This window comes from Pseudonocardia sp. NPDC049154, from assembly GCF_040648315.1.
Taxonomy (GTDB): Bacteria; Actinomycetota; Actinomycetes; order Mycobacteriales; family Pseudonocardiaceae; genus Pseudonocardia.
Map to the genome: position 1 here is coordinate 1 of NZ_JBEZDN010000129.1, position 11,025 is coordinate 11,025.

Genomic DNA, 11,025 nt, shown 5'->3' on the forward strand with positions numbered 1-11,025 from the left:
GCCGAGCTCCAGCGCCCGGGTGCCGGCGAGCGGCCCGCCGGCCGCGACCTCGACGGGCTCGGCAGCGGTCACGGCGCCGGCACCGGGGCGGAGAGCTGCTCACGCACCACGTGCTTGAGGACCTTGCCGGTCGCGTTGAGAGGTAGGGCGTCCAGCTGGACGACCTCGCGGGGGACCTTGTAGGCCGCGAGGACCGCGCGGCAGCGGTCGACCACGAGCTGCGCGTCGACGGTGGCTCCGGGTGACGCGACCACGGCCGCCACGATCCGCCGCCCCCACCGCTCGTCCGGCACCCCGACCACGGCGACCTGCGCGACCCCGGGCACCGCCGCGATCACCTGCTCGATCTCCTCCGGGTGCACGTTGATGCCCCCGGTCTTGATCATGTGGTCCTTACGCCCGCGCAGGTAGAGGAACCCGTCGGCGTCGAAGGTGCCGAGGTCCCCGGTCCGGTACCAGCCGTCCCGCAGCGCCGCGGCGGTGCGCGTCGGATCGGCGGCGTAGCCGGAGAACACGTGCGGACCGCGCGAGCAGATCTCGCCGACCTCGCCGACCCCGACCGGTCGGTCGTCGGCGTCGAGCAGCGCGATCTCGCAGTCCAGTGCCGCCCGGCCGACGCTGCCCAGCAGGTGCTCCGCCCCGTCGAGTGCCCGGTCGTGGTCCTCGGGCGTCAGCAGGGTCATCGCGCTGGACTCGGTGCAGCCGTAGCTCTGGAACAGCCGGGCGCCGAACGCGTCCCGGGTCCGTGCGACGAGTGCCGGGGAGACCGGGGTGCCGCCGTAGAGGATCCAGCGCAGCGTGGCGTCCGGCGCGGGCACACCGGCGGGATCCGCGTCGAGCATCATGTGGATCATCGTCGGGACGAACGTGGCGCCCGCGACCCCGGGCTTGCGCAAGGCGGCGACGGCCCGCTGTGGGTCGAACTCGTCCAGCTCGACGGCGGCGCCGCACCACAGCGCGTGCTGCACCATCATGATCCCGGCCATCAGCATGATCGGCAGGGGCAGGTAGAACACCTCGCCGGGTTCGAACCGCATGCCCGCCTGGGACCAGCGCACGGACACCGGCACGAACCCGTCGTGGGTCAGCAGCGCCGCCTTGGGCCTGCCGGTGGTGCCGCTGGTGTAGGACTGCAGGGCGATCGGCTCGGTCGCCGCGGGAAGGGCGACGGTCGCCTCGCGGGGCCAGGTCGAGGCGTCCTCCCATCCCGTGCGGGCACCGTCGAGCAGGACCCGCGGCAGGTCGAGTCCGGCGACGGCCTCATCGAGATCGTCCGCGCGCGAGGTGCTGCCGAGCACTGCCCGGGCGCCGGAGTCGCGGACGAAGCCGGCATAGTCCTCGGCACGCAGCCGGGGGTTCATCGGCACCGTGACCAGGCCCGCCTTGGAGGCGGCGAGCAGCGCGAGCACCGCGTTCGGCTGGTTCGCCGAGGCCAGGGCGACGCGATCCCCGGGGCGGAGCCCGAGCTCGCCGAGCCGGGCCGCCCAGGCGGAGGTGACCGCCGACGCCTCGCCGTAGCTCACCCCGTTCGGGCCGGTCGCGACCCGCAGCTCGGGTCGTCGCCGAGCCCAGTACTCGAGCGGATCGTGCAGCCTCATCGCCACCTCCGTCTTGGGATGTCTCCCAGGGTTCGGCGCGGCCGTTATCGGCCGCGTTATGGGCACGGGTCGGGGTAACGGCGTCGGTAACGGTCTGCCCGAACGGTGGCGAAACGTCCGGCGCTGGGCCGGGTCGTCGGTGGGAGGAGCCGGTATGCGTGTGCGGGCCGCGATGAGTACGGGGGCGGGATCGGACTTCGCCCTCACGGAGCTGGAGTTGGACGATCCCCGGCCCGACGAGATCCTCGTCCGCACGACCGCGGTCGGGTTGTGCCACAGCGACCTCACCGCGCGGCAGTACTTCCCGGGCGGGGGCGTGCTGGGCCACGAGGGCGCCGGCGTCGTCGAGGAGGTCGGATCCGCGGTGACCGGCTTCGCGCCGGGCGACCACGTCGTGCTGAGCTTCGACGCCTGCGGGCTTTGCCGGGCCTGCCTGAGCGGTCGGCCCTACCGGTGTCGGGAGTTCGCCGCGATGAACTACAGCGGCGCCCGACCCGACGGCTCGACACCGCTGCGCGACGGTGGGTCGCCGGTCGCGGGCGCCTTCTTCGGTCAGTCGTCCTTCGCGTCGCACTGTCTGGCGACGTCGCGCAACGCCGTCAAGGTCGACGCGGACCTGCCGTTGGCGACCCTGGCCCCGCTGGGCTGCGGCGTGATCACCGGCTCGGGCACCGTGCTCAACGCGCTGCGCCCGTTCCCGGGGTCCTCGCTCGTGGTGTTCGGCGCCGGGTCGGTCGGGTTGTCGGCGCTGCTCGGCGCGGTGGTCGCCCGGGTCGGCACGCTGATCGCGGTCGACGTCGTCCCGGAGCGTCTCGAGCTCGCCCGCAAGCTGGGTGCGACGCACGTGCTCGACGGGCGGTCCGAGGACGTCGCCGGGCAGGTCCGAGAGCTCACCGCGGGCGGTGCGGACTACGCGGTCGAGACGAGCGGGGTGGCCTCGGTGGTCGCGACGGCGGCGTCGTCGGTGCCGGAGGGCGGGACCGTCGCCCTGGTGGGCCTGGGCGACCTGGCGGGCACGATCACCTTGAGCCACTACGAGATGGTCATGGGCCGTACCGTGATGGGGGTGACCGAGGGGAACTCGGTCCCGCAGGTCTACGTCCCGCAGCTGATCGAGCTGTGGCGCGCCGGGGTGTTCCCCTTCGAGGAGATGATCACCGAGTACCCGTTCGAGAGGATCGGGCAAGCGGTGGCGGACTCCGAGGCGGGCCGGACCGTGAAGGCGGTCCTGAGGTTCTAGCTACCGCAGCAGCGCACCGGCGTCCACGGGCAGCGTGGCGCCGGTGACGTAGCGGGCGTCGTCGGAGGCGAGGAACAGCACCGCCTTGCTGACGTCCGCGGGCTCCACCCACGACACCGGCAGGGCGTTGTTGCCCACGAACGCCTCCCGGACGTCGTCGAGCCCGGGATTCTGAAGATCCGGCCGGAAGGTCCGGAAGGTGCCCTCGTTCATGATCATCGGAGTGTTCACTGCGGTGGGGTGCACCAGGTTGACCCGGATCGACTGGTGGGCGTGCTCCAGAGCCAGGGTGCGCATGAGCCCGGTGAGCCCGTGCTTGGCCGAGGTGTAGTGCACCAGGTTGCGGATGCCCTTCAGCCCCCCGACCGAGCTCGTGAGCACGATGGAGCCACCGTGGGTCATGTGCGGGATCGCTGCGGCGCAGGTGTTCCAGGCGCCGGTGAGGTTCGTGTCCAGGACGTTGCGCCAGGCCTCGTCGGACAGCCCGCGCTCGACACCGCCGTAGCCCGAGATGCCGGCGTTGGCCACGACGACGTCGAGCCGGCCGAGTTCGGCCACCCCGGCGTCGACCGCAGTGCGCAGTGCGGTCGAGTCCCGCACGTCCGCGACCAGGGCGTGGCAGCGGCGCTCGTGGGCCTGGACCAGCCGGACGGTCTCCTCCAGGTCGTCCGGAGTGGACATCGGGTAGGTCACCGTGTCGATCTGCGCGCAGATGTCCACCGCGATCACGTCCGCCCCCGCCTCGGCGAGGTGGACGGCGTGGCTGCGCCGCTGGCCGCGGGCCGCGCCGGTGACCAGCGCGACCCGCCCGGTGAGATCGGGCATCAGTAGGGACCGACGACCTTCGTCTGCAGGTAGCCCTGGATCGCCTCGGGCCCGGCCTCCTGCCCGATGCCGGACTGCTTCCAGCCCGCCAGGGGTACGTGGAAGTCGGTGATGTGGGCGTTGATGTTCAGGGTGCCCGCGCGGATCTTGAGCGCCATGGCCTCGGCGCGCGCGATGTCCGGGGTGAACACCGCCGAGCCCAGGCCGTAGATGGTGTCGTTGGCGATGGCCACCGCCTCGTCGTCGGAGTCGTAGGCGATGACCGAGAGCACGGGCCCGAACACCTCGTCCCGAGCGATCGACTGGTCGGGGCGCACCCCGGTGACCACCGTCGGCTCGACGTACCAGCCCCGGTCCAGACCCGCGGGCCTGCGTCCGCCGGTGGTGATCGTGTTGCCCTCGGCGCGGGCGCCCTCGACGAAGCCCTCGACCCGGGTCCGCTGGCGCTCGGCGACGAGCGGACCGATCTCGGTGTCGGCGTCGAACGGGTCGCCGACCTTCTGCCCCGCCATGGCCGCGGTGACGGCGTCGACGATCTCCGCCTCGCGACGGCGCGGGACGAGCAGGCGGGAGTTGGAGATGCAGATCTGGCCGTTGTTCTGGCAGACGCCGAAGACGATCTGCGGGAGTGCGGCCTCGACGTCGACGTCGTCGAGCAGGATGGCGGCGGACTTGCCGCCCAGTTCCAGGCTGACCCGCTTCAGGGTCGGTGCGGCGTCCGCCATGATCACGCGCCCCGCGGCGGTGCTGCCGGTGAACGCGATCTTGTCGACGTCCGGGTGCTGGACCAGGTAGCGGCCGGTGTCGCGGCCACCCTGGACGATGTTGACCACGCCCGGCGGGATGCTCGACGCGTCCAGGGCCTCGGCCAGGTGGTACGCCGACAGCGGGGACTCGGGAGCGGGCTTGAGCACCACGGTGCAGCCCGCGAGCAGCGCCGGCGCGAGCTTGTACATGGCCAGGAACAGCGGGCCGTTCCACGGCACGATGGCACCGACCACCCCGACGGGTTGCTTGTGCAGCCGCCACGAGCCCATCAGACCGGTGCGCTCGGTGCTCAGCTCGAGTGACTCCGCGAGGTCGGCGTAGTACTCGAGCATCATGATCGGGCCGGGGGCCTGGCCCGCCTGCGCGTAGCTCAGGACCGAGCCCATCTCGGTCGTGATGGTGGTGGCGGTTTCCGCGACCCGCTCGTTCAGTGCCTTCGCCAGGTCCCGCATGTGCGCGGCACGCTCGGCGGGGGTGAGCCAGGGCCAGTCGGTCCGGTCGAAGGCGCGCCGGGCCGCGGCGACGGCGGCGTCGACGTCGGCCGGAGCGGCCTCCGGGACCGAGCCGACGACCTGCTCGGTGCTGGGAGAGACCACCTCGATCCGGGCGTCGGTCGAAGGGGCGAGCCAGCAGCCGTCGACGAAGAAGGAGTCACGCACGTAGGTGGACAACGATGTCTCCCGTCAGCCTGCTCTGAAGGCGATGGACTTGGGCTGGGCGAACTCGAGCAGCCCGGCGAGACCGTGCTCGGTCCCGACGCCCGAGGCGCCCCAGCCGGTGATCGGGGCGGCGAGGTCCGGGGCGGTGCCGCCGCCGTTGATCCGGACCGACCCGGTCTTGAGCCGCCGCGCGATCTCCCACGCCTTGCCGGTGTCCGCGCTGACGACCCCGCCGGACAGGCCGAAGCGGGAGTCGTTGGCGATGGCGACGGCCTCGTCGTCTGAGTCGAACGGCAGCACGACGGCGACCGGGCCGAAGATCTCCTCCTGCGCGACCCGCGCCTTCGGGGAGACCCCGTGGATCACGGTGGGCCGGTAGAAGAAGCCCTCACGGTCGACCGGCTTGCCCCCGCAGACGATCTCGCCGCCCTCGGCCGCGCCGATCTCCACGTAGGAGGTGACGCGTTGTCGCTGCGCCTCCGAGACCAGCGGGCCCATGGTGGTGCCCGGCTCGGTGGGGTCGCCGATCACGGCGGCCTCGGCCCGGGTGGCCAGGGCGTCGAGGAAGTCGTCGACCAGCGAGCGGTGGACCACGTGCCGCGTGAGCAGCACACAACCCTGGCCCGCGTGCAGGGTGAAGCTCGAGTACGCGATGTCGGCCGCCCTGGACACGTCGGCGTCCTCGCGGACCACCAACGCGGACTTGCCGCCGAGCTCGAGCACGACCGGCTTGAGCGACTCGGCCGCCGTGCGCATGACGGCGCTGCCGGTCCGGTCCGAGCCGGTGAAGCTGATCATGTCCACCCGTGGGTCGGCGACGAGCCTGTCGCCGACCTCGGCACCGCCCGTCACCACGTTGAGCACGCCGGGCGGCAGACCCGCGTCGGCGGCCGCGGCACCGAGGACGAGGCCTTCCAGCGGGGTCAGCGGAGAAGGCTTGAGCACCACGGTGTTGCCCAGAGCCAGGGCGGGCCCCAGCTTCGAGAGGTTCAGGAACAGCGGGAAGTTGAACGGGGTGATCAGCCCGGCGACCCCGAGCGGCTCGTGGACCAGCGCCGTTCCCCCGAGGACCGACCCGGCGCCCACCTTGAGCGGGGTGACCGAGTCGAGCTCGCCCGATGCCAGGTCGACCGCGTGCAGGAAGCGGCCGAAGCCGAGGGCGAAGTGCGTGCTGTCCACCAGCCAGGGCAGCGCGCCGCTCTCGGCCGTGATCATCGCGCTCAGCTGGGCGCGGTGGCTCTCGAGCACCTCGACGAACCGGCGGAGCAGCCCGGAGCGCTCGGCCTGGGGCAGGCGCGGCCAGGGGCCCTCGTCGAAGGCCCGGCGGGCGGCGCCCACCGCGGCGTCGAGGTCGGCCAGGGTGCCCTCGGGCACCGTGCCGATCGCCCGGCCGGTGGCCGGGTTGACGACGTCGACCGGCGCGCCCGTCGACGGGGCCCACGCCCCGTCGACGAAGAGCGCGTCGTAGGAGGTGCGGACCTCCATCACACCGTCCAGGTCAGCGGCAGCGAGTCGAGACCGTTGACCTGGTTCATGTGCCGCGTCGGGGTGGCGCCCGGCCTGATCTCGTAGTGCGGGATGCGGGCGTGGAACTCCTCGAGCACGATCTTGAGCTCGAGGCGGGCCAGGTGGGACCCGACGCAGCGGTGGGGGCCCACGCCGAAGGTCAGGTGGCGGTTGGCGTCCCGGGAGAAGTCGATGTCCTCGGGGTTCTCGAACTGGGCCGGGTCGCGGTTGGCGGCGATGGAGTTGATGAGCACCCGGTCGTCCGCCTTGACGGGGCAGCCGCTCAGCTCGACGTCCTCGGTCACCCCGCGGCCGATCATGATGACCGGCTCGTACCGCAGGAACTCCTCGACGGCCTTCGGGATGACGGTCGGGTCGTCGAGGATCTGCTGACGCAGGTCCGGGCGCTCGGCGAGGTGCTGGAACATGAACGACATCGCCGAGGTGACCGTGTCCAGCCCGCCCAGGAAGAGCAGGAAGGTCATGTAGAGCATGTCCTCGGGGTCGATCGGCTCGTCATCGACGACCGCGTCGAGCAGGGCGGACATGATGTCGTCCTGCGGATCCGCCTTGCGGGCCTCGATCAGGCCCGCCAGGTACTCCAGCGTCTGGCGCTGCGCCTCGCCCGCCGACATCGCGGTGTCGCCCGCGTGCGCCTGATGGTTGATCAGAGTGGCCCAGGTGTGGAACTTCTCCGCGTCCTCCAGCGGCAGGCCCATCATCTCGACGAAGATCGTCGTGGGCAGCGGCGCCGCGAGGTCGGCGATGAGATCGCACTCGCCCTTCGCGTGGAACTGGCCGATGAGCATGTCGCAGAGCTTGCGGATCTTCGGCTCGAGGGCGTTGATGTTGCGCGGGGAGAAGGCCTTGGCGATGAGGCCGCGGAACTTCGCGTGGTCCGGCGGGTCGGTCTCCAGTGGCGGGAGCGGCCGGTGCTTGCCGCCCGCGGGGATGCGGGCGCCCTTCGCGCTGGTGAAGACCTTCGGGTCCTGCATGATCGCGCGGGCGTCGTCGTAGTTCGAGACGACCCAGAAGCCGTCGTGGACGTCGCTGTGGGCGACGGGGCAACGCTCCCGCATGGCGGTGGACACCGCGAACGGGTCGGCTCCCAGCCGGGCGTCGTGGTGGTCGAAGTGCTCGACGAAGTGCTCGACGAGCGCGGGATCCAGCGAGCCGGGGCGTGCGTCGGGGGCTGAGGTCATGTCGCGTCCTCCGGGTTCGGGTCGACCGCCGTGGTCGACGAACGAGGGTGCCGGAGCCTCCGTTATCGCGTCCGTTACGCCCGGATTCCGGACCGGCGCACCCCCTCCGACCACCGTTAACGCGGCTCGTAACGCGGCGTTGCGTAGCTTCGCCGCCCGTCACCGACGACAAGTGGGGAGTTGCAGTGGCGACACTGGACGAACTGGACGCGCCCGGGCCCGGCAGCACCCTCGCCGCCGGCTCGGTGAAGATCACCGTGAGTGGCCTGGAGCGCCACTTCGAGACCCCCGACGGTCTGATCCAGGCCCTGGGGCCGCTCGACCTCGAGGTCCGCGACGGCGAGTTCCTCTGCATCGTCGGACCCTCGGGCTGCGGCAAGTCGACGTTCCTGCGGATCGCCGCCGGTCTGCTCGACCCGACCGGCGGGGAGATGAGCGTCGAGCGCGGCGGCACCGGTCCGCTCTCGGCCATGGTCTTCCAGGACTACAGCATCTTCCCGTGGAAGACGGTCGAGCAGAACGTCCGCTTCGGACTGGAGGTCGGCCACGGGGCTCCGGCCGACGCCGACGAGCGGACCGAGTACTGGCTCGACCGGCTCGGCCTCAGCCCGTTCCGTCGGAGCTACCCGAGCGAGCTGTCCGGTGGCATGCGTCAGCGGGTGTCGATCGCTCGCGCGCTCGTCGTCGAGCCGGAGATCCTGTTGATGGACGAGCCATTCGCCGCGCTCGACGCGCAGCTCCGAATGCTGATGCAGGACGAGCTGCTGGCCCTGTGGCAGGAGCACCGCCGGACGGTCGTGTTCATCACCCACAACCTCGACGAGGCGGTCCTGCTCGGAGACCGGGTGGTCGTCATGAGCCGCAGGCCGGGGCGGATCGTCGGCGAGTTCCAGGTGCCCTTCGCCCGTCCACGCACCGCCGACCTGCGGGGCAGTGCGGAGTTCGCGGCCCTCGAGCAGGAGATCTGGGCGAACCTCCGGTCGGAGGCCTACGGCGCCGCGGTCCCGGAGCCGGAGAAGTCCGCCGTCGTCCCCGCCGCCCGCGGGCTGTTCAGGAGGAGCCGATGACCACCACCAACGACCGTCCCGCGGTCTCCGCGACGGCCCCGCCGCGCGACCGGATCGTCTTCGCCCCACGGGTGTCGCTGGCGGACCGCCACCGCCGCAACACACGAGGCCGCCGCATCGACAACGCGCTGCGCTTCGGCGTCCCGATCGGGCTGTTGGTGATATGGCAGCTCGCCGCGATGCTCGACCTGTTCGACCGGCGCTTCTTCCCCGCACCCGTCGACGTCGTCGAGTCGCTCGGCGCCGCCGTCAGCACCGGGGCACTGCAGGAGGCGGCGCTGGTCAGCACGTACCGACTGGTGGTCGGATTCGTCGTGGGCGCCGTGGTCGGGCTCGTGATGGGTTTCCTGCTCGGTCGGATCCGCCGGCTCGACGTGGCGCTCGACCCGATCATCAGTGCCCTCTACACGGTCCCGAAGCTGGCGATGCTGCCGATCCTGCTGCTCATCTTCGGCCTTTCCGACCTGCCGATCCTCGTGCTGATCGCGGCGAGCGTCTTCTTCATCGTGGTGATCTCGACGACCGCCGCGGTGACCGCGGTGCAGAAGAACTACATGGAGCCGGCGCAGTGCTTCGGCGCGACCCGGCTGCAGACACTGCGGCACGTGATCCTCCCCGCGTCCCTGCCCTCGATCTTCGTGTCGCTCCGGCTCGCCGCGGGCAACGCCGTCCTCGTCCTGATCGGCATCGAGTTCGTCCAGGGTGCCGCGGGCATGGGTTACCTGATCTGGAACTCCTGGCAGCTGTTCGACGTGGGCCGGATGTACGTCGGCGTCGTCCTCGTGGCGATCTTCGGCGTGCTCTTCCAGGCCCTCATCACCGGCCTCGGCCGGCTCCTCACCCCGTGGACGCGCCGTGGCGGCGCGGGTGCGGGCCACTGATCCGCTTCTCGAGACAAGGAACCCTCATGACCATGGACAGTGCCGTCCCCAGTGCCGTCCCCACCGCTTCCGGGCAGACCCGATGAAGGGCCGCAGACTGCGGACGCTCGTCGCGGTGGCCGTCACCTCCGTCGCCCTGGTCACCGCCGCGTGCGGCTCCGGCGCGTCGTCGTCGGGCGGCGGTTCGGAGGCCTCGGCCGAGGTCTTCGCCCCGACCGGTGACCCGCTGGCCCCCCGACCGCTCCCGCAGAAGGAGAAGGTCGTCATCGGGATCGGCAACCAGCTCGAGGTCTACGCCCAGTTCATGATGGCCACGGCGGAGGGCGAGTTCGAGAAGGAGAACCTGGAGATCCAGACCGAGGACCTCCCGGACACCGAGAAGATGCCGCTGCTGGCTCAGGGGCGCCTCGACCTCGGCTTCGCGGCGATGACGGCGGGCCTGCTGAACTCGATGGGCAGCGACACCGGTGTCAAGTGGGCCTTCCCGGGCTCCGCCTACGGGCCCGAATCGATGCAGGGGTACTGGTTCAACAAGGCGTCGTTCCCGAACGGGGTGACCCCGTCGGCGCTGAAGGGCAAGACGATCCTGACCCCGTCGGGCAACGCGTCGATCTCTGCGTACTACCTGTGGCAGTGGGTCCATGCGGGCGACCCGTCCATCCAGCTCAGCGACCTCAACTTCAAGATCATGAAGCCGACGGAGATCGCGGTCGCGATGACGAACGGCGCTGCCGACGTCGCGCAGGTGACCTCGCCCGGCTCCGCGCTGCTGGAGAACGACCCGTGCTGCGAGTTCGTCGACACGCAGTTCCCCCGCACAGCTCTGATCGGGTACGTGGGCAGCAAGGACTTCCTGCAGGACCGACCCGAGGTCGCCATGGCGTTCTTCCGGGCGATCGCCCGCAGCCAGCGGGACTACCTGCAGGGCGATTACCACAACAACCCCGAGGTGGCGCCGAAGCTGGCCCAGCAGATGGGCATCACGACCGAGAAGCTGCAGAGTCTGCGGCCACTTCTGTTCGACCCGACCTTCCCGCTCGGCACCGAGCACCTCGCCGCCCAGCAGTACTGGCGGGACCTCGGGCTGCTCAACTACCCGACCAACCTGACCGAGGAGCAGGTCTACGACACCCGCTACGTCGAGACCCTGACGAAGTCACCCACCACCTGATGGCGGACGCGCCGGGGAGGACGACCACCCCCGCGCGGGTCCGGGGGGTACCAAGCGGGACCCGCGCGGTACCCACGCAGACGGCGGCGCGCGACGTCGGACCACACG

The 11,025-nt window shown here is 71.3% G+C and carries 9 protein-coding genes; 4 read left to right on the forward strand and 5 right to left on the reverse strand.

What is annotated here, in order from left to right; genetic code table 11:
* Nucleotides 1-68 precede the first annotated feature (68 nt).
* Complete coding sequence (locus AB0B41_RS36060) at nt 69-1,598, reverse strand: AMP-binding protein (RefSeq protein ID WP_358211468.1); 1,530 nt, start codon at nt 1,596-1,598, stop codon at nt 69-71.
* A gap of 154 nt (nt 1,599-1,752) precedes the next feature.
* Here AB0B41_RS36060 and AB0B41_RS36065 point away from each other — a divergent pair, with 154 nt between their 5' ends.
* Nucleotides 1,753-2,838 carry an NAD(P)-dependent alcohol dehydrogenase gene (locus tag AB0B41_RS36065; RefSeq protein ID WP_358211470.1) on the forward strand — a complete coding sequence of 362 codons (1,086 nt, stop codon included), beginning with the start codon at nt 1,753-1,755 and terminating at the stop codon, nt 2,836-2,838.
* Here AB0B41_RS36065 and AB0B41_RS36070 read toward each other — a convergent pair whose 3' ends face one another.
* The 4 genes from AB0B41_RS36070 to AB0B41_RS36085 are packed head-to-tail and all read right to left on the reverse strand — an operon-like array spanning nt 2,839 to nt 7,798.
* A complete protein-coding gene (locus tag AB0B41_RS36070) occupies nt 2,839-3,663 on the reverse strand; it encodes a mycofactocin-coupled SDR family oxidoreductase (protein WP_358211472.1) in 825 nt (274 codons plus the stop codon).
* Nucleotides 3,663-5,102 carry an aldehyde dehydrogenase gene (locus AB0B41_RS36075; protein ID WP_358211474.1) on the reverse strand — a complete coding sequence of 480 codons (1,440 nt, stop codon included), beginning with the start codon at nt 5,100-5,102 and terminating at the stop codon, nt 3,663-3,665. The genes AB0B41_RS36070 and AB0B41_RS36075 overlap by 1 nt, the downstream gene beginning before the upstream one ends.
* Nucleotides 5,103-5,114: 12 nt before the next feature.
* Nucleotides 5,115-6,575 (reverse strand): aldehyde dehydrogenase family protein, encoded by a 1,461-nt coding sequence (locus tag AB0B41_RS36080; protein WP_358211476.1) that lies wholly within the window; start codon nt 6,573-6,575, stop codon nt 5,115-5,117.
* Nucleotides 6,575-7,798, reverse strand: coding sequence for a cytochrome P450 (locus tag AB0B41_RS36085; RefSeq protein WP_358211478.1), 1,224 nt, complete (start codon nt 7,796-7,798; stop codon nt 6,575-6,577). The genes AB0B41_RS36080 and AB0B41_RS36085 overlap by 1 nt, the downstream gene beginning before the upstream one ends.
* Nucleotides 7,799-7,983: 185 nt before the next feature.
* Here AB0B41_RS36085 and AB0B41_RS36090 point away from each other — a divergent pair, with 185 nt between their 5' ends.
* From AB0B41_RS36090 to AB0B41_RS36100, 3 genes are all read left to right on the forward strand, one after another.
* Nucleotides 7,984-8,865, forward strand: coding sequence for an ABC transporter ATP-binding protein (locus AB0B41_RS36090; protein WP_358211480.1), 882 nt, complete (start codon nt 7,984-7,986; stop codon nt 8,863-8,865).
* Nucleotides 8,862-9,746, forward strand: coding sequence for an ABC transporter permease (locus AB0B41_RS36095; RefSeq protein WP_358211482.1), 885 nt, complete (start codon nt 8,862-8,864; stop codon nt 9,744-9,746). The genes AB0B41_RS36090 and AB0B41_RS36095 overlap by 4 nt, the downstream gene beginning before the upstream one ends.
* 82 nt (nt 9,747-9,828) lie before the next feature.
* Entirely contained in the window at nt 9,829-10,917 is a 1,089-nt protein-coding gene (locus AB0B41_RS36100; protein WP_358211484.1) for an ABC transporter substrate-binding protein, read from the forward strand.
* The last annotated feature ends 108 nt before the right edge of the window (nt 10,918-11,025 follow it).

Coding starts and splice junctions, on each gene's coding strand:
- AB0B41_RS36085 (WP_358211478.1), bottom strand. CDS start 7,798: ATGACCTCAGCCCCCGACGCACGCCCCGGCTCGCTGGATCCCGCGCTC.
- AB0B41_RS36095 (WP_358211482.1), top strand. CDS start 8,862: ATGACCACCACCAACGACCGTCCCGCGGTCTCCGCGACGGCCCCGCCG.
- AB0B41_RS36060 (WP_358211468.1), bottom strand. CDS start 1,598: ATGAGGCTGCACGATCCGCTCGAGTACTGGGCTCGGCGACGACCCGAG.
- AB0B41_RS36080 (WP_358211476.1), bottom strand. CDS start 6,575: ATGGAGGTCCGCACCTCCTACGACGCGCTCTTCGTCGACGGGGCGTGG.
- AB0B41_RS36100 (WP_358211484.1), top strand. CDS start 9,829: ATGAAGGGCCGCAGACTGCGGACGCTCGTCGCGGTGGCCGTCACCTCC.
- AB0B41_RS36065 (WP_358211470.1), top strand. CDS start 1,753: ATGCGTGTGCGGGCCGCGATGAGTACGGGGGCGGGATCGGACTTCGCC.
- AB0B41_RS36070 (WP_358211472.1), bottom strand. CDS start 3,663: ATGCCCGATCTCACCGGGCGGGTCGCGCTGGTCACCGGCGCGGCCCGC.